17 protein-coding genes are annotated in these 22,182 nt (G+C 69.6%); 4 read left to right on the forward strand and 13 right to left on the reverse strand.

The window, feature by feature from the left end:
• Positions 1-89: 89 nt before the first annotated feature.
• Positions 90-1,106 (forward strand): LacI family DNA-binding transcriptional regulator, encoded by a 1,017-nt coding sequence (locus V4Y04_RS06290; protein WP_332426297.1) that lies wholly within the window; start codon positions 90-92, stop codon positions 1,104-1,106.
• A gap of 91 nt (positions 1,107-1,197) precedes the next feature.
• On the opposite strand, the gene prcA is transcribed toward V4Y04_RS06290, so the two are convergent.
• The 6 genes from prcA to arc form a co-directional block, all read right to left on the reverse strand.
• A complete protein-coding gene (gene prcA, locus V4Y04_RS06295) occupies positions 1,198-2,001 on the reverse strand; it encodes a proteasome subunit alpha (RefSeq protein WP_332426298.1) in 804 nt (267 codons plus the stop codon).
• Between the two features lie 75 nt (positions 2,002-2,076).
• Positions 2,077-2,922 carry a proteasome subunit beta gene (gene prcB / locus V4Y04_RS06300; protein WP_332426299.1) on the reverse strand — a complete coding sequence of 282 codons (846 nt, stop codon included), beginning with the start codon at positions 2,920-2,922 and terminating at the stop codon, positions 2,077-2,079.
• Positions 2,874-3,449, reverse strand: a complete 576-nt coding sequence (locus tag V4Y04_RS06305) for an endonuclease VII domain-containing protein (RefSeq protein ID WP_332432726.1) — start codon at positions 3,447-3,449, stop codon at positions 2,874-2,876. The genes prcB and V4Y04_RS06305 overlap by 49 nt, the downstream gene beginning before the upstream one ends.
• A 55-nt stretch (positions 3,450-3,504) precedes the next feature.
• Positions 3,505-3,720: a ubiquitin-like protein Pup gene (locus V4Y04_RS06310; RefSeq protein ID WP_055571807.1), complete on the reverse strand. Its 216-nt coding sequence runs from the start codon at positions 3,718-3,720 to the stop codon at positions 3,505-3,507.
• Positions 3,721-3,875: 155 nt separating this feature from the next.
• Complete coding sequence (gene dop / locus V4Y04_RS06315) at positions 3,876-5,387, reverse strand: depupylase/deamidase Dop (RefSeq protein WP_443079958.1); 1,512 nt, start codon at positions 5,385-5,387, stop codon at positions 3,876-3,878.
• Positions 5,388-5,622: 235 nt separating this feature from the next.
• Complete coding sequence (gene arc / locus V4Y04_RS06320) at positions 5,623-7,389, reverse strand: proteasome ATPase (protein ID WP_332426300.1); 1,767 nt, start codon at positions 7,387-7,389, stop codon at positions 5,623-5,625.
• A gap of 261 nt (positions 7,390-7,650) precedes the next feature.
• On the opposite strand from arc, the gene V4Y04_RS06325 reads away from it, so the two are divergent.
• Positions 7,651-7,956 (forward strand): ferredoxin, encoded by a 306-nt coding sequence (locus V4Y04_RS06325; RefSeq protein WP_332426301.1) that lies wholly within the window; start codon positions 7,651-7,653, stop codon positions 7,954-7,956.
• A gap of 123 nt (positions 7,957-8,079) precedes the next feature.
• On the opposite strand, the gene V4Y04_RS06330 is transcribed toward V4Y04_RS06325, so the two are convergent.
• From V4Y04_RS06330 to V4Y04_RS06345, 4 genes are all read right to left on the reverse strand, one after another.
• Positions 8,080-8,658: a hypothetical protein gene (locus V4Y04_RS06330; protein ID WP_332426302.1), complete on the reverse strand. Its 579-nt coding sequence runs from the start codon at positions 8,656-8,658 to the stop codon at positions 8,080-8,082.
• A 215-nt stretch (positions 8,659-8,873) separates the two neighbouring features.
• Positions 8,874-9,776 carry a tRNA (adenine-N1)-methyltransferase gene (locus tag V4Y04_RS06335; protein ID WP_055597854.1) on the reverse strand — a complete coding sequence of 301 codons (903 nt, stop codon included), beginning with the start codon at positions 9,774-9,776 and terminating at the stop codon, positions 8,874-8,876.
• Between the two features lie 103 nt (positions 9,777-9,879).
• Positions 9,880-11,616: a site-2 protease family protein gene (locus V4Y04_RS06340; RefSeq protein WP_332426303.1), complete on the reverse strand. Its 1,737-nt coding sequence runs from the start codon at positions 11,614-11,616 to the stop codon at positions 9,880-9,882.
• A 100-nt stretch (positions 11,617-11,716) separates the two neighbouring features.
• The gene (locus V4Y04_RS06345) at positions 11,717-13,345 is read right to left on the reverse strand and encodes a transposase (RefSeq protein ID WP_332426304.1); all 1,629 of its coding nucleotides are present in this window, start codon (positions 13,343-13,345) and stop codon (positions 11,717-11,719) included.
• Positions 13,346-13,648: 303 nt separating this feature from the next.
• On the opposite strand from V4Y04_RS06345, the gene V4Y04_RS06350 reads away from it, so the two are divergent.
• Both V4Y04_RS06350 and V4Y04_RS06355 read left to right on the forward strand, forming a co-directional pair.
• Positions 13,649-14,602 (forward strand): RecB family exonuclease, encoded by a 954-nt coding sequence (locus V4Y04_RS06350; protein WP_332426305.1) that lies wholly within the window; start codon positions 13,649-13,651, stop codon positions 14,600-14,602.
• Between the two features lie 69 nt (positions 14,603-14,671).
• The gene (locus tag V4Y04_RS06355; protein ID WP_332426306.1) at positions 14,672-15,343 is read left to right on the forward strand and encodes a response regulator transcription factor; all 672 of its coding nucleotides are present in this window, start codon (positions 14,672-14,674) and stop codon (positions 15,341-15,343) included.
• A 114-nt stretch (positions 15,344-15,457) separates the two neighbouring features.
• Here V4Y04_RS06355 and V4Y04_RS06360 read toward each other — a convergent pair whose 3' ends face one another.
• From V4Y04_RS06360 to metH, 3 genes are all read right to left on the reverse strand, one after another.
• Entirely contained in the window at positions 15,458-17,062 is a 1,605-nt protein-coding gene (locus tag V4Y04_RS06360; protein ID WP_332426307.1) for an ABC transporter substrate-binding protein, read from the reverse strand.
• 442 nt (positions 17,063-17,504) lie between these two features.
• Complete coding sequence (locus tag V4Y04_RS06365) at positions 17,505-18,245, reverse strand: HAD family hydrolase (RefSeq protein WP_332426308.1); 741 nt, start codon at positions 18,243-18,245, stop codon at positions 17,505-17,507.
• A 126-nt stretch (positions 18,246-18,371) separates the two neighbouring features.
• On the reverse strand, positions 18,372-21,893 hold the full coding sequence (gene metH, locus V4Y04_RS06370) for a methionine synthase (protein WP_332426309.1): 3,522 nt from the start codon (positions 21,891-21,893) through the stop codon (positions 18,372-18,374).
• Between the last annotated feature and the right edge of the window lie 289 nt (positions 21,894-22,182).

Below are 22,182 nucleotides of genomic sequence, written 5' to 3' on the forward strand. Positions count from 1 at the left end.
GACGTTGTACGTATAACCTCGTTCTTCATACGTACCATGTCCGCTGTTCACCAGTCCAGACGGAGTCCAGTCGAAGGAGCGGTCCCACGGTGGCCCGAGCCCAGACCCGCCCCACCAGCCGGGACGTCGCGCAGGCCGCCGGCGTCTCCCAGGCCGCCGTCTCCCTCGTCATGGGCGACAAATGGCGTGGCCGCGTCTCGGAAACCACGGCACAACGCGTACGCGAGGCGGCGCACACCCTCGGCTACCGCCCGAACCTGGCCGCCCGCAACCTGCGCCTCGGCCACACCCGCACAGTGCTCCTGGTCGTCCCCGCCCTCACCACCGAGTTCTTCGCCGGCGTCTACACCGGAGCCGCGCGCGTCGCCGCCCAGCACGGCTTCGGCGTCGTTCTCTACCCCTCCCCCGAAGGCATCGGCCCCGCCCGCAACCCCTTCGCCTCCGGGCAGGCCGCCCTCGACGGCGTCATCGCCTCCTCCATGGCCGCGGACGCCCTCACCGCGATCCGCGGCGACCAGCTCCCCCTGGTCATGCTCGACAGCGACCCCGGAAGCACCCTGGGCGCCGCGACGGTCAACCTCGACATCGCCGACGGGATCCGCCACATCGCCCGCCATCTCCTGGACCTGGGCCACCGCGACGTCCTCCACCTGGCGGCGGACGTCCCCTCCTGGACCTTCGAGGTACGCGCCCGCGAACTGGCGGCCCAGCTGGCCACGGTCCCCGGCACGACCCTGCGCACCGCCCGGTCACCCATCTCCATCCAGGGCGCCGTCACCGCCGCCCACGCCGCCCTGGCAACCCCCGGCCGCCCCACCGCCGTCGTCTGCGACGACGACCAGCTCGCCGCCGGCACCTACAAGGCGGCCCGCCGGCTCGGCCTGCGCATCCCCGACGACCTCTCCGTCACCGGCCTCGACGACCTGGCCCTGGCCACGGCCCTCGACCCGGAACTCACCACCGTCCGCCTCGACGCGGAACTCTTCGGTGAACGCGGCATGCAGGCCCTCCTCGCGGTCCTCGACCACCGCACCCCCGACGCCGTCGACATCCCCGTCCACCTGGTGATCCGGGAATCGACGGCCCCGCCCGCACCGCACCCATGAAAAGCCCGGCGGGGGCGCCCGCCCGCACCGCGGACGCACACCCCCACCGGGCCGCACGGGCCCACCCGGACAAGACGGATGCCGGCCGGTGCTACTCCTTGCCCCCCGGCGTGCCCTCGGACGGACCCCCGGACGCGCCTGAGGCCTCGTCCTCCGCCTCCACGTCGGCCTCCGCCTCGGACGCCGTCTCCGCACCGCCGACCTCCAGCAGCCGCGCCAGCTGCCGGCCGGTGATCCGCTTGAACTTCCGCTGCTGCGGCCGCGTACGGTCCAGCACAGCCACCTCCAGCCGCTCCGCGGGAATCTCCCGCTCACTGCCGTTGGTGTCCCGCGACAGCGACTGCACCGCCAGCGCCAGCGCCTCGGCCAGCGTCATGCCGTCCCGGTGCCGCTGGTCCAGATAACCGCCGATCTGCTCCGCGTTGCCCCCCACCGCCACCGAGCCGTGCTCGTCGACGATGGAACCGTCGTGCGGCAGCCGGTAGATCTGGTCGCCCTCCGGGGTCTCGCCGACCTCGGCCACCACCAGCTCCACCTCGTACGGCTTCTCCGCCGCACTCGAGAAGATCGTGCCCAGCGTCTGCGCGTACACGTTCGCCAGGCCCCGGGCCGTCACGTCGGCCCGGTCGTAGGTGTAACCCCGCAGATCGGCGTAGCGCACACCACCGATCCGCAGATTCTCGTACTCGTTGTACTTACCGGCGGCGGCGAAACCGATCCGGTCGTAGATCTCGCTGAACTTGTGCAGCGCACGGGACGGGTTCTCGCCGACGAACACGATGCCGTCGGCATACTGCAGCACGACCAGACTGCGGCCGCGCGCGATCCCTTTACGGGCGTATTCCGCCCGGTCGGCCATCGCCTGCTGGGGTGAGACATAGAACGGCGTCGACACGGATCAACCGTCCCTTTCTGTCGAGGTCACTGGATGGAGGCTGGATGAAGGACCGTCACCGACGAACCCCGTGCCCTACAGCAGCGCGGCACGCGGACCGTCCGGCTGCTCCAGCCGCCGCTCCAGCACCGCCCGGGCGATCCCGGCCGCCTCGTCCTCGGTGAGCCGGCGGAAGCCGTCCTCGGTGATCACCGTGACGATCGGGTAGATCCGGCGGGCGACATCGGGACCGCCGGTCGCCGAATCGTCGTCCGCGGCGTCGTACAGGGCCTGCACCACCAGGGTGGTCGCCTCGGACTCGCTCAGATCACCCCGGAAGAGCTTCTTCATGGCACTGCGCGCGAAGACCGACCCGGAGCCGGTGGCCGCGTACCCCTGCTCCTCCGAACGCCCGCCCGTGACGTCGTAGGAGAAGATCCGCCCCTTCTCCCGGTCCACGTCGTACCCCGCGAACAGCGGGACCACGGCCAGCCCCTGCATCGCCATCCCGAGGTTGGACCGGATCATGGTCGACAGCCGGTTCGCCTTGCCCTCCAGGGACAGCTGCGCGCCCTCGACCTTCTCGAAGTGCTCCAGCTCCAGCTGGAACAGCTTCACCATCTCCACGGCGAGCCCCGCCGTACCGGCGATGCCCACCGCCGAGTACTCGTCCGCGGGGAACACCTTCTCGATGTCCCGCTGGGCGATGACATTGCCCATGGTGGCCCGGCGGTCACCGGCGAGCACGACACCGCCGGGGAAGCTCACGGCGACGATCGTGGTCCCGTGCGGCGCCTCGATCACGCCCTGAACAGGCGGCAGTTGCCGCTTCCCCGGGAGCATCTCCGGCTGATGCTCCGACAGGAAGTCCATGAAGGACGACGACCCGGGAGTCAGGAAGGCAGCCGGTAGACGCCCGGTGCTACGAGTGTTGGCTTCCACGAGGTTCCTTCCAGGTAGGCGGCAGCCCGACGAACAGCGTCGGGATCGTCTCCCAACTTGCCGATGGCCGAATTACAGTTGAAGCACAGTACGCCACGGACCTTACCCGTCCTGTGGCAGTGATCCACATGAACGGCGGGGGCGCGCAAACAAATCACGCAGAGCCCCATCTGCGAGGCGACCATCTGGTCCCGCTCGGCTTCCGTGATGCCATACTGACGCTTCAGGTGGCCCGCGCGTCCCTTCAGCGCCTTGCAGGACTTGCACAGCGTCGCCAGGCCGTCCGACGCTGTGCGATTTCGCGTCCATTCACTGTGCGGTTTGACCTCACCGCACGTCCAGCAGTACTTGTGCCCCTCGGGCACCTCGACTCTCGGCCTGACCCTTCGTCCCTTGGCCAACTGCCGCTCTTGGTGGTATGCGGCCGCGCACTCCCGGCAATAGACCTGCAAGCCATCCCGGATTGCCCTGTTCCGCGCGAACGCTGCCCGCGGCTTGTGTTGTTTACACCGCGAGCAGCGCTTCAGGTCGCCTTCATTTTCCAACCCAGGCTCCCCCGCAACCCTCGATCTAAAGGGATTTCTACTGTCCACCCTTCTGCACGAAGGACCGAACGAAATCCTCTGCGTTAGCCTCGAGCACGTCATCGATTTCATCGAGGACGTCGTCCACGTCGTCGCTCAGCTGCTCCTGGCGCTCCTTGAGGTCTTCGGATGCCTGCGCCTCGGGCGCCTCCTCGACCTCCTCGGTGGAACGCGTCGCCTTCTGCTGTCCGCCGCCGGTGTCCTTGGTCGCCATAACCCTCACCCCGCTCGGTTCGACGTTCTTGATCAGACCCTACAAGCAGGATCCGACATGGGCCCCGTAGTTCCTACAACGTACGGCGGCCACCTCGATGATTCCCTTTCGCCGGACTTTCCACCCTGTCCGGCGGCCCGGTCGTGCGGGCCGGCTCAGTTGCCGGACAACACCCTGACCAGGTCTTCTGCCGTTCGGCAGCGGTCCAGGAGCTCCTTGACATGATTACGCGTTCCGCGAAGCGGTTCCAGGGTTGGGACGCGCTGGAGCGAGTCCCTGCCGGGCAGGTCGAAGATCACCGAGTCCCAGGAAGCCGCCGCTACGTCGTCCGCGTACTGCTCCAGGCAGCGTCCGCGGAAGTAGGCGCGGGTGTCCTCGGGCGGCTTCGTCCGGGCCCGTTCGACCTCTGTCTCGTCCAGCAGCCGCTTGATGCTGCCGCGGGCGACGAGGCGGTTGTAGAGCCCCTTGTCGGGCCGCACGTCGGCGTACTGGAGGTCGACGAGGTGCAGCCGGGCGGCGTCCCAGTCCAGATCGTCCCTGCGCCGGTAGCCCTCCATGAGCTGCCGCTTGGCGACCCAGTCCAGCTCGCCGGCCAGGCTCATGTGGTCGTTCTCCAGGCGGTTGAGGGTGTCCTCCCAGCGGGTCAGGACATCCTTGGTCTGGTCGTCGGCGTCGGCTCCGTACCGTTCCTCGACGTATTTGCGGGCGAGTTCGTAGTACTCCATCTGGAGTTGGACGGCGGTGAGTGTGCGGCCGCTGCGGAGCGTGACCAGCCGCTTCAGGGTGGGGTCGTGCGAGACCTGGTGCAGCGTCCGTACGGGCTGGTCGACGGCGAGGTCCACGGCGATGAAGCCGTCCTCGATCATCGACAGTACGAGCGCGGTCGTGCCGAGCTTCAGGTAGGTCGAGATCTCGGACAGGTTCGCGTCGCCGATGATCACATGGAGCCGGCGGTGCTTCTCGGCGTCGGCGTGGGGTTCGTCGCGGGTGTTGATGATGGGGCGCTTCAGCGTGGTCTCGAGACCGACCTCGACCTCGAAGTAGTCCGCGCGCTGGCTGAGCTGGAAGCCGTGTTCTCGGCCGTCCTGGCCGATGCCGACGCGTCCCGCGCCGGTGAAGACCTGGCGCGAGACGAAGAACGGGGTGAGGTGGCGGACGATGTCCGAGAAGGGCGTCTCCCGCTTCATCAGGTAGTTCTCGTGGGTGCCGTAGGAGGCTCCCTTGTTGTCGGTGTTGTTCTTGTACAGGTGGATGGGCTGGGCGCCCGGGAGCGCGGCGGCCCGTTCCGCGGCTTCGGCCATGATCCGTTCGCCGGCCTTGTCCCAGAGGACGGCGTCGCGGGGGTTGGTGACCTCGGGGGCGCTGTATTCGGGGTGTGCGTGGTCGACGTAGAGGCGTGCGCCGTTGGTGAGGATGACATTGGCGAGGCCGATGTCCTCGTCGGTGAGCTGGCTGGAGTCGGCGGCCTCGCGGGCGAGGTCGAAGCCTCGCGCGTCCCGCAGCGGGTTCTCCTCCTCGAAGTCCCAGCGGGCCCGGCGGGCCCGGTGCATCGCCGCCGCGTAGGCGTTCACGATCTGGGACGAGGTGAGCATGGCATTGGCGTTGGGGTGACCGGGGACGGAGATCCCGTACTCCGTCTCGATGCCCATTACTCGCCGTACGGTCATGCGGCCCTCCTTGCCTGGCGGCGCCCCCGGTCGGGGTCGCTGCTCAAGTACCGCCGGCGCTCCGGTGCGTGTGCGGTGCCCGTCCCCACACTGTGCGACTCGGCGGTATTGAAGAGCCTAGAACGCCTTTGCACTGGTGGGGAGATCATTTGCGTCATTGCTGTGTTCCGGTGGTGGCTGCGGAAAACAGTCGGCTGCGGGTACCCACCGAGGGAACCCGCAGCCGCCCTGTCTTTTACAGGTACTGACCGGTGTTCGCCACCGTGTCGATGGAGCGTCCGGTGTCCGAGCCCTGCTTTCCGGTGATGAGGGTGCGGATGTAAACGATCCGCTCGCCCTTCTTTCCGGAGATCCGGGCCCAGTCGTCGGGGTTGGTGGTGTTGGGCAGGTCCTCGTTCTCCTTGAACTCGTCCACGCAGGCCTGGAGCAGGTGGGAGACGCGGAGGCCCTTCTGGGTCTTTTCGAGGAAGTCCTTGATCGCCATCTTCTTGGCGCGGCCGACGATGTTCTCGATCATGGCGCCGGAGTTGAAGTCCTTGAAGTAGAGGACTTCCTTGTCTCCGTTGGCGTAGGTGACTTCCAGGAAGCGGTTTTCCTCGGTTTCGGCGTACATGTGTTCCACAGCGGACTGGATCATGCTCTGGACCGTTGTGCCCCGGTCGCCGCCGTGCTCGGCGAGGTCGTCGCTGTGCAGCGGGAGGCGTGGGGTGAGGTACTTGCCGAAGATGTCCTTGGCCGCCTCGGCGTCCGGACGTTCGATCTTGATCTTCACGTCGAGCCGGCCGGGCCTCAGAATGGCGGGGTCGATCATGTCCTCACGGTTGGAGGCACCGATCACGACCACGTTCTGCAGGCCCTCCACGCCGTCGATCTCCGCGAGGAGCTGCGGGACGATCGTGTTCTCCACGTCGGAGCTGACGCCGGAGCCACGGGTGCGGAAGAGGGATTCCATCTCGTCGAAGAAGACGATGACGGGGGTGCCCTCGCTGGCCTTCTCCCGGGCCCGCTGGAAGACCAGGCGGATCTGCCGCTCGGTCTCGCCGACGTACTTGTTGAGGAGCTCGGGGCCCTTGATGTTGAGGAAGAAGCTCTTACCGGAGGCCTGGCCGGTCACTTCGGCGACCTTTTTGGCCAGCGAGTTGGCGACGGCCTTGGCGATGAGCGTCTTGCCGCATCCGGGGGGCCCGTAGAGCAGGACACCCTTGGGCGGACGCAGTTCGTGCTCCTTGAACAGGTCCGGGTGGAGGTAGGGCAGCTCGACGGCGTCGCGGATGGCTTCGATCTGGTTGCCGAGGCCGCCGATCTGCTCGTAGCCGATGTCGGGGACTTCTTCGAGGACGAGTTCCTCGACCTCGCTCTTGGGGACGACCTCGTAGACGTACCCGGAGCGGGGTTCGAGCAGGAGCGCGTCGCCGGGGCGGATGGTGATGCCCAGCAGGGGCTCGGCGAGCCGGACCACGCGTTCCTCGTCGGTGTGCCCGAGGACGAGTGCCCGTTCGCCGTCCTCGAGGATCTCCTTGAGGGTGACGATGTCGCCGACGCGCTCGAACTTCATGGCCTCGACCACGTTGAGCGCTTCGTTGAGCATCACTTCCTGGCCACGCCGGAGCTCGTCGAGGTCGACGCCGGGACTCACGTTCACCCGGAGTTTTCTGCCACCGGTGAAGATGTCGGCGGTGCCGTCCTCGTTCGCCGTGAGGAAGACTCCGAAGCCGGCCGGGGGCTGTGCGAGCCGGTCGACCTCTTCCTTGAGGGCCACGATCTGGTCACGGGCCTCGCGGAGCGTGCCGGCGAGTCGTTCGTTCTGGGCGGACACGCCGGCCAGGTTGGTCTGCAGCTCGACGATCCGCTCTTCGAGAATCCTCGTGTGTCGCGGAGAGTCGGCGAGCTTGCGGCGCAGGACGGCGATCTCCTGCTCAAGGTAGGCAATCTGCCCGGCCGGGTCCTCGGACCCGCGTCCCGGGCGGATGCCGCGGTTCATGTCGTCGTCGTGGGCTGCCACGGTCCTCACCTCCTCCAAGGGGAGCTGGACGCTTCCAGACCCTACCTGGGCGGGTGTCGATTGAAACCCCTAGATCACAAAGACGGTCGAGGTGTGTCCGATCTTCACCCTTGCGCTCTCCCTCACGCCAGGGGAATACCCACCGTGGGTGGCGGGAATCCCGGCGAAGGTAGGGTCGATGTGTTCAACACCCGTCGGAGCTGGCCGGATTCCCGCTCGGTTCGACGCGTGGGACCGGGACACGGGGAGACGGCAGGAGAGATGAGCGTGCAGCAGGAGGCCGGAGTCGAGGGTGTGGCCCTGGAGGTCTGGATCGACCAGGACCTGTGTACCGGCGACGGCATCTGCGCGCAGTACGCGCCGGAGGTGTTCGAGCTGGATATCGACGGGCTGGCGTACGTGAAGGGCTCGGACGACGAGTTGTTGCAGGCCACGGGGGCGACGACGCGTGTGCCGTTGCCGATCCTCACCGACGTGGTCGACTCCGCGAGGGAGTGTCCGGGTGAGTGCATCCACGTGCGTCGCGTGGCGGACGGCGTGGAGGTGTACGGGCCGGACGCCGGGTGACCGGTTCGGCACCGCTCGTCGCCCCTGTCCGTTTTCCACACGCTCTCGGGTGCTCCGGAGCGCGCGCGTGGGCGTGTGCCGGGGTGTGTGCCCCGAGTTGCGCGGCGTGCGTCCGCGCCGGGTTCACACGCTCCGGGCGCCGGAGGGCTCGGACCGGATGAACACCCCGTTGTCCCAGTGCCACTTCACGCTCTCGCGCACGTCGGGGCAGCAACGGGGCACGTCGTTGGACGAGTAGCCGAGAATCACCGCGGTGACCTCGCCGTCGCGTACGGCGAAGTCGTCGACGTTGGTGCGGTCCTCGGGGTCGACGAGGGTGGCCACCACGCGGGGCGTGGTGGCTCCGGCGGCCTGGGTCAGCACGTACATGCCGTCGGGCGGGGTGCCCATGGAGGCGTCGCAGTGGACGGCCGCCACCGTCTCGGGCCGGCCGTCGCCGTCCAGGTCACCGGCCGCGTGCTTCTTGACCACCACGTTCACCGGACCGCATTCGAGCGGGAACTCGACGGCCGCCGGGTCGGGGGGTGCGATGTGCGCCGGGGCGCTCTTCGTCTCCGGGGCGGGGGGCTGGGCCGCTGTCGCGGCTCCGGGCTGCATCAGGGAGGAGAGCGCCACCACTCCTGCGACGGCCGTGGCGGTGGCGACCCAGTGGATCGGGCGGGTGTGCGTGTGCGCGAGCTCCGGGACGGCGGGTGACTGCACGAGGAGCGTCTCCTGTGAGAGCTGTGCCGGTGGGATGGCCAGCATCGTGCCACACGTCACAGTGCGGGGGAACGGCGGGGTGCGGGGTTGTGGTGCGGGGAGGCCCCCTCCCGGCCCCTCGCGTCGCGTCAACAGAAGAGCGCCGTGGCGCAGTTCCCGGTGCGGGTGGGGAACTGCGCCACGGCGCTCGTGCGTTGTCGTGGTGGCGGGTCGTGTCAGCGTGCGGTGCCCGCGTCGGCGTTGGGTCCCGAGTAGTCCTCGCCGTAGGCGCCCTTGGCCGGGCGGCGGCGTCGCATGGGGGGCTCCACGCCGTCGGCGAGCCGGCGGGCGGTGAGCAGGAAGCCGGTGTGGCCGATCATGCGGTGGTCCGGGCGGACGGCGAGACCTTCGATGTGCCAGTTGCGGATCATCGATTCCCAGGCGGTCGGCTCGTTGAAGGAACCGATCTCCCGGATGGACTCGACGGTCCGGGCGAGCTGGGTGGTGGTCGCGACGTAGCAGCAGAGGATGCCGCCGGGGACGAGCGCCTTGGAGACTGCCTCCAGGCATTCCCAGGGAGCGAGCATGTCGAGGATGACACGGTCGACCTCGGTGTCGGACAGGTTGTCCTGAAGGTCGCCGACGGTGAGCTGCCAGGCGGGGTGCGGGCCGCCGAAGTAGCGCTCCACGTTGGCCTGGGCGATCTCGGCGAAGTCCTCGCGGCGTTCGTAGCTGTGCAGCATGCCCTGATCGCCGATGGCACGCAGCAGGAAGCTGCTCAGGGAGCCGGAGCCGACACCGGCCTCCACCACGCGGGCGCCGGGGAAGATGTCGGCGAAGGCGAGGATCTGCCCCGCGTCCTTCGGGTAGACGACGGCTGCCCCGCGGGGCATGGACAGGACGTAGTCGGGGAGCAGGGGGCGCAGCGCGAGGTAGGCGACGTTCCCGGTGGTGCGGACAACGCTGCCCTCGGGTGCGCCGATCAGCTCGTCGTGGGGGAAGGAACCCTTGTGGGTGTGAAAGTTCTTCCCGGCCTCGAGCGTGAACGTGTAGTGGCGGCCCTTGGGGTCGGTCAGCTGTACCTGGTCCCCGACCTTGAAGGGCCCGCGGCGGCGGGCGGCACCGGTCGGTTCGGACATGTGACCAGCCTACCGGTCCCGGCACGGGCCACTGACCACTCGGGGCCCGCGGGCGGGCGACGGGCCCGCCGGCCGTCAGGCGTCAGGCGTCAGGCGTCAGGCGTCAGGCGGGGCGTGCCATGGCCTTGACGAAGGCGCGCTCGACGTCGGCCGCGGACAGGACGCCGTAGATCTCGCCGGTCGTCTCGACGACCAGGTACTCGGTGGCGGGCGCGGCACGCAGGGCTTCCAGGAGTTCCTCCCCCGCGAGCTCGGCGGAGACGCGCATGCCGTCGGTGAGGTCCTGGGCGAGCCCGCTGACCGCGACCCAGGGGCGGCGGTGTTCGGGTACGCCGACGATGGCTGCCTCGCGCACCAGGGACAGCGGGGTGCCGTCGGGGTCGACGACGACGAGTGCGCGGGCTCCGGCGGCGTTGGCGCGGCGCAGCGCCTCGGAGAGGGGGGTGTCGGTCTCGACGGGCACCGCGCGGCGTGTCAGGGCGCGGGCGCGCAGTTCCGGCAGGTGCTCGCGCAGGCGGGCCATGCGCAGGCTGTTTCCGGCGCCGGTCCAGATGATCGCCGCGAGGATGGCGGCGAGCAGGGCGTCGAGGACGGTGTCCATGCCGACGCCGTCCGCGGCGTCGGAGCCGAGAACTCCGGACTGGGTGAGCAGGGGGAGGCCGACCAGGACGGAGATGGCGAGGGCGCGGCCCACCCAGGCGGCGGCGACGGTGCCGCTCATCGGCTTGCCGGTGATTTTCCAGACGACCGCGCGGAGCATGCGTCCGCCGTCGAGGGGGAGGCCGGGCAGGAGGTTGAAAACGGCCACGATGAGGTTGGAGATCATCAGGCCGGCCAGCAGGACGCCGGGTACGGAGCCGGGGTCGACGGCGAGCAGTCCGAGGTAGAACAAGCCGGACAGGACGAGGGAGAGCAGGGGGCCCACGAAGGCGAGCACGAACTCCCGCCCGGGTGTCTCGGCCTCCTTCTCGATCTCGGAGACGCCGCCGAAGAACTGGAGCTGGATGCGGCGCACCGGGAGCTTGAAGCGAAGGGCGGCCAGTGTGTGGGCGAGTTCGTGGACCAGCACCGAGGCGTAGAAGGCGACGGCGAAGAACAGTGAGACCAGGTAGCTGGCGGCGCCGAGCTCGGGCAGTACGCGGTCGATCTGGCCGCCGAAGACCCAGGTGATGAGGATGGCGACGAGGAACCAGCTGGGCGCGACGTAGACGGGCACGCCGAAAGGGCGTCCCATCAACAGTCCGCCGCGCTGCTGTTCCGCCGGGCGCTGCGGCGCTGGTTCCTTGCCGGGTGCCGAGTGGGTGAGAGGGCGGTCGGGGTGGTGGTGGAGCTGGTGCGGTGGGTCCGGCTCGGGGGGCGGGGGCCGGTGGCCGGCGGGGGTCTCCTCGGGCGGGGGACCGGTCGCACGGGTACCGGACGGGGTGTCGGTTCCGGTGGGGTCGGTTCCGTGCGGGGTCCTCGGGTCACGGGCCCCGGTGGTCCCGTCCGGCTCCTGCGAGGTCGCCGGGGTGGAGGGCTGATCGGGCGTCCCGTTGCGGGGCGTGGGCCCGGCTTCCGTCGGGGCGCCGCCGGTCCTCGGCGGAGTGTCCTGGAAGGTCGGCGGGATGCGGTCGGCGGCGTGCTCGGCGGACCGGTCGTCCGAGGGGTTCGGGGTGTCCGAGGGGTTCGAGAGGTTCGGGGTGTCCGAGGGGCTTGGGGTGTCCGAGGGGTTCGGGGTGGTTTCGGCCGGGTCGAAGCGGCCCCCGTCCGTGGTGGGCTCGCCTGCCGGGCGCCCTGCGTGGCGCTCGGCCGGCTCGTCGTTGCCGGAGCACGGCTGCCCGCGTCCGCCGCTTGCGTCCACCGGTGTCCCCTCGTCGCTGCGTCTCCCGCGCCTGCCGGACGGGAGGGTCTCGAGTCGATGGTATGCGGCCGTTGCCACACCTTTCGCCTCGGCACCGTTCCTATTCGGTGAGCAGGAGTGAGTGCTGGACCCATTCCTGCTCGCTGCGGGCACCCCGAACGGTGTTGGGTGTCCTGGTCGCCCGCGTTCGTTCCGCGTCCGGCGGCACGGATCGTGTCCGTGGTCCGGGAAGGCGGGGGCGGGGTCCCTCACGCCCGGGGGCATCCGGTCCGGCCTGGACGGTCCGATGCCCGCATCCATCGCTCTGGTGGGTGCGGGGCGGTGCCGTCCGACGCCGGATGGGATACCCCTGGGCGCGTCGTCCGATCGCGATGCTCGCCGCATCGTGCCGGGTAGTGTGACGGGTGGTGCTGGTCAGTGGCTTCTGCCAGTGCTGGGCGCCCCACTTACTGGTGTAGGCGGGGTCGACGGCGATGACGGTGATGCCCGTCCGGTCGGCCATGGAGGTCAGGCGGGCGCGGAGCCGGCCGGTGGGCAGGCCGGAGAGCAGCTTTCGAAACCGCTTGCGTCCGCCGTGTTTCTCGCGGGTTGTCTCGGCGGTGAAGTCGAGGTCTTCGACGGCAATGGCCTTGACGCCGCAGGTGCGGGCCCAGTGCAGCAGTCGGGTCAGGGCGTGGCGGAGCTGGGCGTCGCGGTGGTCGGCGGGTCCGGTCAGGTCGTAGATGAAGCGGTGTGGGTGTCCGGTGGGGTTGCCGTGGACGTCGAGGCGCCAGGCGGCGAGGTGGTCGGCGTTCATGTCGACCCCGACCGTTCCCTGTGCCAGCGCCGCAGCCAGGGGGATCGTGCGGGTGACGGGCTTCTGCCAGGAGCCGGTCACATACCAGCGGCCACGGCTCACGTCGTAGTGGATGCGGTAGGCGATGGCCCGGTTCGCCGCGACGCGGTCGGCCCATTCCTGCCCGCGGTGCGCGAACCGGACCCGGCCGGTGAGGACGTACCGGCCGTGCGGGGCATTGGCCAGATGACTGAGCGGGGCGGGGAGTCTGATACTGACCTCACCGTCGGGGCTGATGCGGATGGTCTCGTTCCCGTGCCGCTTGCCGGATTCACCGTCGGCGGTCAAAAACCGGCGTGCCGCCTGCCACTCCCGACGCCACCGCTCTTCGGTCCTGTGCGCGTCGGTGAGGTGGTGGCGCTGGTGCAGCAGGCGTCGCCCGCCCCGCACCACGGAGACTTTTCCGGCTTCCCGCTCGGCGCGGACCTCCTCGAAGCGGTGCTCCAGGATGGCCAGGCGGCGGGACTTGTGGAACCACTCCCGCCGGCTGCGGTACCCACCTGGTGCGCGCTTGGACCCCTTCTGCCCGACGGGCAGTGACAGCCGGTGCCGCAGGGTCCGCACCCCCGTCTCCAGGGACTGGATGTGGGCGCGGGCGCTGCGGCGGGCCAGCGCCCACTGGTCGTGCGTGGCTTTGGTGATCGCACCCGCCCACCGGGCCGACGACCGAGGGGTCAGCTCACGCTTGCGCACCGCCCACGCTCCGGCGTCGTGGTCCAGGCCGTCACGGCAGCGCGCCCTCAGGTCTCGGGAGGCGAGGGTGCCCAGATGAGCGCCCACCTGCCGCAGCACCTCCACGTCCACGACGGTGAGCTGCGTGAGCCGGGTACGGATGGCCACACCCGACGGGCCCGGTGCGATGAACGGTGCCGCAAGCTTTCGCAGACCACCCACCCCGCACCCCCGATCAGCTGTGAAGACCCACCCGCCTCACCCAACGACGACCACCTGCCAGAGGTCACGCATTCGACAGGCAGACTTCCGTTCCCACCCCGGATACAGAGCCTTCCGACCCCACCCCCGTACTCACTCATTCACGCCAGAGCACACTCACACACAGACAAAGACCAGCAGTTCCCAACCCCTCTCCGTTCCCCTCCGTCACCGCGCCTGCCCTCCCTCTCCTTCCCCTTCTTTCCCTTCGGTCACCCCGCTGTGTGCGGTCACTGTCGGCGCCGGGTCGTAAGGTCTGGAGACATGGAGACGAGCACCGGGGCCGCGGGGCGGTCCGACAGCACGCCGGTCGTGGCGGCGGACGCGCCGGTCACTGACGGAGAGACGGCTGGGCGCGGGGAGACTGCCGGGGCGGCCGCGGCGCGGCCCGCCGCGCCGCCCGCCTCGCTGTCCCCCTCGCGGGCCAATGACTTCATGCAGTGTCCGCTGCTGTACCGGTTCCGGGTCATCGACCGGCTGCCGGAGAAGCCGAGCGAGGCGGCGACGCGGGGCACGCTGGTGCACGCGGTACTGGAGCGCCTGTTCGACGTCCCGGCCGCCGAGCGCACCGCGCCGCGGGCGAAGGCACTGGTACCGGGGCAGTGGGACCGGCTGCGGGAGTCCCGGCCGGAGGTCATGGAGCTGTTCACCGAGGATCCGGAGGGCGAGCGGCTGGCGCGCTGGCTGGCGGAGGCGGAGCAGCTGGTGGAGCGCTGGTTCGGCCTGGAGGATCCGAGCCGGCTGGAGCCCGCCGAGCGGGAGCTGTTCGTGGAGGCCGAGCTGGATTCCGGGCTGCGGCTGCGCGGGATCATCGACCGGGTGGATGTGGCGCCCACCGGCGAGGTACGGATCGTCGACTACAAGACGGGCAAGGCGCCGCGGCCGGAGTACGCGGAGGGCGCGCTGTTCCAGATGAAGTTCTACGCCCTGGTGGTGTGGCGGCTGAAGCGGGTGATTCCGCGCCGGCTGCAGCTCGTGTACCTGGGCAGCGGCGATGTCGTGACGTACGACCCCGTCCGCGCCGACCTGGAGCGCGTCGAGCGCAAGCTGCTGGCGTTGTGGGAGGCCATCCGAGAGGCCACGGAGACGGGTGACTGGCGGCCGCGCCCCACCAAGCTGTGCGGCTGGTGCGACCACCAGGCGCACTGCCCGGAGTTCGGCGGCACTCCCCCGCCCTATCCGCTGCCGGTAAGGACCGCCGGGTCCGACGCGGTGTGAGGTGCCCCGGACTCCGGCGGGACGGAGGGCGCAGGGCACAATGGGGGCGGACTAGCGAAGGAGACTTACGTGGCCATCCGCGTCCTACTGGTCGACGACCAGCCGCTGCTGCGCACCGGCTTCCGGATGATCCTGGAGGCCGAGCAGGACATCGCGGTCGTCGGCGAGGCCGGGGACGGCCTCCAGGCCCAGGACCAGGTGCGGGCGCTGCAGCCCGACGTGGTGCTGATGGACATCCGCATGCCGCGGATGGACGGCGTGGAAGCGACCCGGCAGATCACCGGCCCCGAGCGGGACGGCCCGGCGAAGGTCCTGGTGCTGACCACGTTCGATCTCGACGAGTACGTGGTGGAGGCGCTGCGCGCGGGCGCCAGCGGCTTCCTGCTGAAGGACGCCCCGGCCCATGAGCTGGTACAGGCGATCCGGGTGGTGGCCGCCGGTGAGGCGCTGCTCGCCCCGAGCGTCACGCGCCGGCTGCTGGACAAGTACGCCACGCATCTGCCGTCCGGTGACGAGCCGGTGCCGGACACACTGCACACGCTGACCGACCGGGAGGTCGAGGTGCTGAAGCTGGTGGCACGGGGGCTGTCCAACGCGGAGATCGCCGCGGACCTGTTCGTCAGCGAGACGACGGTGAAGACGCACGTCGGTCATGTCCTGACGAAGCTCGGGCTGCGCGACCGGGTGCAGGCCGCGGTGTACGCGTACGAGAGCGGCCTGGTGCGCCCGGGAGCGCAGTAGCGCCCGCCCGCTCACCCGGCGCCGCTCACGCGCCGCACGCGCATACGCCGAGGGCGCCTCCCGAAAGTCGGGAGGCGCCCTCGGCGTATGCGGGCCCGGTCCGGGCCCGCCGTGTCAGCCGCCCACGCCACGGCCCAGCTCCCACAGCTGGAGCGTGGAGGAGGAGTTGAGCAGGTATGCGGTACCGGTGACGCTGTCGTGCGCGGCGACGTACTGCTTGCCCTGCCACAGCGGCAGCACGGGCACCTCCTCGGCAACGATGTTCTGGATCGCGTTCAGGCTGTTGACGGCGGACAGCCGGTCGGCCTGACGGCGGGTCTCAGGGATCAGCTTCTTGCGGATCTCGGTGTTGGCGTACGGCGACTTGAGGAAGTTGTCCTCGCCCAGGAACGGGTCGAGGAAGTTGTCGGCGTCCGGGTAGTCGGGGAACCAGCCCATGCCGTAGACGTCGAACTTGCCCTTCTGGCCGGCCGTCTTGAAGGTGTTCCAGCCCTCGCCCTCGATGTCGGTGTCGAACAGACCGCTGTCGTTGAGCTGCTTGCTGAGCTGCTCGAACTCCGCCTTGGTCGCGGGACCGTAGTGGTCGGTCGTGTAGTGCAGCGTCATCTTCACCGGGGTGGTGATGCCGGCCTTCCCCAGCAGCTCACGGGCCTTGGAGACGTCGGGGTCGCCGTACAGGTTGAAGAACGCGTTGGAGTGACCGGTGACGGTCGCGGGGACCAGCGAGTACAGCGGCTCGGCCTGGGAGCCGTAGACCTTGGCGACCAGCTCGCTGCGGTTGATGACCCGGGCCATGGCCTGGCGGACGGCCTTGTTCTCCACGGAGGGGGCATCGGTGTTGAAGACCAGGTAGCGGATCTCCAGACCCGGTGACTCGACGAGGTCCACGGTGTCGTCGGAGTCGCTGCCGAGCTTCGTGATCTGCTCCGGCGACATGCCTCGGGTCATGATGTCGATCTCGTTGCTCTCGAGCGCCTCGCCCATGGCCTCGGCGCTCTCGTAGGAGAGCATCTCGATCTTGTCGTGGCCGACCTTCAGGGACCCCTTGTAGGAGGGGTTCTTGACGTAGGTGGCGCGCACCAGCTCGCCGTCCTCGACCTCGGGCTCGAACTTGTACGGCCCGGAGCCGTCGATGTCGAACCCGGCGCGCAGCTTGTCCTTGTCGTAGGAGCCCTCGGGGAGGATGCCCGCGACCGGGGTGGACAGCTTGTACGGGAAGGTGGCGTCCGCCGACTTGAGGTGGAAGATCACCTCGCGGTCGCCCTGCGTCTCGACGGTGTCGATGGTGGACAGCAGCGCGAAGACACCACTGTCGGCCTCGATCGCCAGGGCACGGTCGATGGAGTACTTCACATCGGCCGCGGTGATGGGGTCACCGTTCGAGAACTTCAGGCCTTCGCGCAGGGTGCAGCTGTACCGCTCGTTGCCGGAGTCGGTGAAACCGCAGCTCTCGGCCGCCTCGGGCACCGGCGCGCCGTCACCGCGCGGCTGGATCAGCAGTGTCTGCACGGTCTGGCGCAGGATGTTCCAGGTACCGACGTCATAGGCGAACGCCGGGTCGACCGGCGCGGGGTCGTCCTTCGAAACGGTGAACCGGTCCGTGGTGCCGATGACGATCGCGTCGCCGTCGCCGCTCCCGCCCTCGGTATCGCCACAGCCGGCGAGTACCGGCGCGAGCAGACCGATCGCGGCCGCCAGCACCAAAGTCTTGCGGTTCATGCTCGAGTTTCTCCAGAGCTGTCGACTCCGTGTATGCGGCATCCAGGGGTGTTGCTACCGATCACGGGGATGGGGCGAGGTTCTCGCGATGAGATTAGTCCGGACTCGCGGGAAGGGCCGCAGCCGCCGAAGTTGAGCCTCCATCACGCAGTGGAACCGGGTGTGAACGCACCGACAAACGCCGGTGCGGCAGGATTGGTGCAGTGATCCACCAATCGGGACACAAGGGAACGCGGGGGCCCGTCGAAAAGGGGCGGACATCACATGCCGACCCCTCCGTCGAGCCCTCTAGGAGTGGTGAACATCACAGGTGAAATCCGGCCCGAGGGGACGGAATTCAACGTTCGGTAGCGGTCCGAATTCCTTCGGACACCCGCTGGGACCGCCGGGTGCGGACTCCCGGAATTCCAGTCCCGTACGCCGACCTACGCTCGGTGAACACCTAGCGCATTTCCGTGATCAGGCCGTGCAGAAAAGTCAGGTCGACGGCTTCCAGCGAGGGGACGACGGTCCGCCGGGCGGCCGCCTCGATCGGGGCCACCGAGGGCACCGCCACGACGTGGCACCCCGCGGCCTCGGCGGAAGCGACACCGATCGCCGTGTCCTCGACGACGGCGCACCGCAGGGGGTCCACACCGAGTCCGGCGGCGGCGGCCAGATACGGGTCGGGGTGCGGCTTGGTGCGCGGGACCTCGTCACCGGCGACCGACAGCGCGAAGTGCTGAGGGCCCAGCGAGGTGAGCACCCGGTCGATGATGCGCCGGTGCGAGGCGGAGACCAGGGCCGTGGGGATGCCGTTCTCGGACAGCTCGGCCAGCAGGCGGGCGGCGCCGGGCATGAGCGGCAGGGTGTCGGCGATACGGTCCTCGAAACCGCCGTTGAGCAGCACCGTCAGTTCGGCGAGGGGGATGCCGGCCCCGGTCGCCTCGATGAGGAAGCCCGCGCTGCGGGTCATGGGGCCGCCGACCACGACGTGGCGCCAGGAGTCGTCGAGGATGTGGCCGAGGGAGGCGAACACCTCGACCTCGACGTCCCACCAGAAGCCCTCGGTGTCGACCAGGGTGCCGTCCATGTCCAGGAATACGGCCTGAAGGGTGGATCCTCCGGCCGGGCGGGACTCCCCCGCCCGGGCGGGCCGCGGACTCCGGTGAAGGGCGTCGAGCGCGGGAACCGTACTGGTCATCCACATACCTCCGTCAAGGGGACGATCAGGCCGGTTCCCACAAAGGGAACCGGCCTGCGGTGGACCGACCAGTGTACGTCGTGCCCGGGGCAACCGCTTCTGGTGACGGGCGGGCCCCTGGCGGGGTCAGCGGGCGTTGAAGTACTTGGCCTCCGGGTGGTGGATCACGATGGCGTCCGTGGACTGCTCGGGGTGCAGCTGGAACTCCTCGGACAGGTGGACGCCGATGCGCTCCGGCCGGAGCATCTCGGCGATCTTGGCGCGGTCCTCCAGGTCGGGACAGGCGCCGTAGCCGAGGGAGAAGCGGGCGCCCCGGTACTTCAGGGCGAACATGTCCTCCATCACGGCCGGATCCTCACCGGAGAAGCCGAGTTCGGAGCGCACGCGCGCGTGCCAGTACTCGGCGAGTGCCTCGGCCAGCTGCACGGACAGTCCGTGCAGTTCGAGGTAGTCGCGGTAGGCGTTGGCCTCGAACATCCGCGCGGTCTCCTCGCCGATGCGGGAGCCGACCGTGACGATCTGGAAGCCGACGACATCGGTCTCGCCGGACTCCTCCGGGCGGAAGAAGTCGGCCAGGCACAGGCGTCGTCCGCGGCGCTGGCGCGGGAAGGTGAAGCGGGTGCGTTCGTTGCCGGCCTCGTCCAGGACGATCAGGTCGTCGTCCTTGGAGACGCACGGGAAGTAGCCGTACACCACGGCCGCCTCGAGCAGGTTGTCCGTCTGGAGCCGGTCCAGCAGGCCGCGCAGCCTGGGCCGTCCCTCGGTCTCCGCGAGCTCCTCGTACGTCGGTCCGTCGCCGGCGCGGGCCTGCTTCAGGCCCCACTGCCCCTTGAACAGGGCGCCCTCGTCGAGCCAGGACGCGTACTCCTTGAGCTGGATGCCCTTGATCACCCGGGTGCCCCGGAACGGGGGCTCGGGGACCGGGTTGTCGACGGCGACGTCCGAGCGGACGTGACCGGCCTCGGGGCGCTCGTCGATCTCCACGGTGGCCGCGCGGACCCGGCGCTGCCTCAGTTCGGGCAGCTGCGCGCCGGGCACTCCGCGCTTGATGCCGATGAGGGCGTCCATCAGACGCAGGCCCTCGAAGGCGTCACGGGCGTAGCGGACCTCGCCCTGGTAGATCTCGTGCAGGTCCTGCTCGACGTAGGCGCGGGTCAGCGCGGCGCCGCCGAGGATCACCGGGTAGTCGGCGGCCATGCCGCGCTGGTTGAGCTCCTCCAGGTTCTCCTTCATGATCACCGTGGACTTGACCAGCAGTCCGGACATGCCGATGACGTCGGCCCGGTGCTCGTCCGCGGCCTCCAGGATGGCCGAGACGGGCTGCTTGATGCCGAGGTTGACCACGTTGTAGCCGTTGTTCGACAGGATGATGTCGACCAGGTTCTTGCCGATGTCGTGCACGTCGCCGCGGACGGTGGCGAGCACGATGGTGCCCTTGCCCACGTCCTCACCGTCCTCGACCTTCTCCATGTGCGGTTCGAGGTGGGCGACCGCGTTCTTCATCACCTCGGCGGACTGGAGGACGAACGGGAGCTGCATCTGACCGGAGCCGAACAGCTCGCCGACCACCTTCATGCCGTCCAGCAGGGTGTCGTTGACGATGTCGAGGGCCTTGCGGGTCTCGAGCGCCTGGTCGAGGTCGGTCTCCAGGCCGTTGCGCTCGCCGTCGATGATCCGCCGCTTGAGGCGCTCGTCCAGAGGCAGCGCGGCCAGCTCCTCGGCCTTGCCGGCCTTCAGGGACTTGGCGGTGGCGCCCTCGAAGAGCTGCATCAGTTTCTGCAGCGGGTCGTAGCCCTCGCGGCGCCGGTCGTGGATCAGATCGAGGGCGGTGGTGACCTCCTCCTCGCTGAAGCGGGCGATGGGCAGGATCTTCGACGCGTGCACGATCGCCGAGTCCAGGCCCGCCTTGACGCATTCGTCGAGGAAGACGGAGTTGAGCAGGATGCGGGCGGCCGGGTTGAGGCCGAAGGAGATGTTCGACAGTCCCAGGGTGGTCTGCACCTTGGGGTGGCGGCGCTTCAGCTCGCGGATGCCCTCGATGGTGGCGACGCCGTCCTTGCGGGACTCCTCCTGGCCGGTGCAGATGGTGAAGGTGAGGCAGTCGATGAGGATGTCCTCCTCGTGGATGCCCCAGTTGCCGGTCAGGTCGTCGATCAGGCGTTCGGCGATCTCGACCTTCTTCTCGGCGGTGCGGGCCTGGCCCACCTCGTCGATGGTCAGCGCGATCAGCGCCGCTCCGTGCTCCTGGGCCAGCTGCGCGACGCGCGCGAAGCGGGACTCGGGGCCGTCGCCGTCCTCGTAGTTCACCGAGTTGAGGACCGCCCGGCCGCCGAGCTTTTCCAGGCCGGCCCGCAGGACGGGGACCTCGGTGGAGTCGAGCACGATCGGCAGGGTGGAGGCGGTGGCGAACCGGCCGGCCAGTTCCTCCATGTCGGCGACGCCGTCGCGGCCGACGTAGTCGACGCACAGGTCGAGCATGTGCGCGCCCTCGCGGATCTGCTCGCGGGCCAGTTCCACGCAGTCGTCCCAGCGGCCCTCGAGCATGGCCTCGCGGAACTTCCTGGACCCGTTGGCGTTGGTGCGCTCACCGATCGCGAGGTAGGAGGTGTCCTGGCGGAAGGGCACGCTCTGGTAGAGGGAGGCGGCGCCCGGTTCCGGGCGCGGGTCGCGCTCGACGGGAGTGAGGCCACGGACACGCTCGACGACCTGGCGCAGGTGTTCGGGGGTGGTGCCGCAGCAGCCGCCGACCAGGGACAGTCCGTAGTCGCGGACGAACGTCTCCTGGGCGTCGGCCAGGCCCTCGGGGCCGAGCGGGAAGTGGGCGCCGTCCTTGGTGAGGACCGGCAGGCCCGCGTTGGGCATGCACAGCAGCGGGATGCGGGAGTGCCGCGCGAGATGACGCAGGTGCTCACTCATCTCGGCGGGTCCCGTGGAGCAGTTCAGGCCGATCATGTCGATGCCCAGCGGTTCCAGCGCGGTGAGCGCGGCGCCGATCTCGGAGCCGAGGAGCATGGTGCCGGTGGTCTCGAAGGCCATGGAGGCCAGCAGCGGCACGTCGACGCCGGTCGCCTCCATGGCACGGCGGGAGCCGAGGATGGAGGCCTTGGTCTGGAGAAGGTCCTGGGTGGTCTCGACGATCAGCGCGTCGGCGCCGCCCGCGAGCAGTCCCTCGGCGTTGGCCTGGAAGCCGTCACGGATCGTGCCGTAGCCGATGTGGCCGAGGGTCGGCAGCTTGGTGCCGGGGCCGATCGAGCCGAGCACCCAGCGAGTGCGGCCGTCGCGCGCGGCGTGCTCGTCGGCGACCTCGCGGGCGATGCGGGCGCCGGCCTCGGAGAGCTCGTGCACCCGGTCGGCGATGTCGTACTCGGAGGCGGCACTGTGGTTGGCGCCGAACGTGTTGGTCTCGACGCAGTCGACGCCGGCGTCGAAGTACTCCGAGTGGACCGAGCGGACGATGTCCGGGCGTGTCAGGTTCAGGATCTCGTTGCAGCCCTCGAGGTTCTCGAAGTCCTCGAGGGTGGGGTCCTGTGCCTGGAGCATGGTGCCCATCGCCCCGTCGGCGACCACCACGCGCGTGGCGAGGGCCTCTCGGAGCGCGGACACGCGGGTCCGGCTGTCGGGGGAAGGGGTCAGCGGCAACGAGGCCATGTAAAGGGCTCCCTCAAGTGCGACGGCTGTCGGCTTTGCGGCTGCCGGGAACAATCCCTGATGGAGTTTCCCGGGCAGGGGCACGTCGCCAGGGTATCGGGGACCGCGCCCCGGTGTTCGGGCCGTCCACAAGCCGGACCATGATGGCCGGGCCCCGGTGCCCCGCATACGGGTGACGCGGTGGACGACACCACTGTTCCCGGCCGATGACGGCGGATCGTTGGCGAGAGGTCGGCATCGAGCGGTAGTGTTCGGCATTGCCGAACAGGGGTAGCGCCGAGAGGCGGCG

Origin of the sequence: Streptomyces sp. P9-A2 (assembly GCF_036634175.1) — a bacterium.
Lineage (GTDB): Bacteria > Actinomycetota > Actinomycetes > Streptomycetales > Streptomycetaceae > Streptomyces > Streptomyces pratens.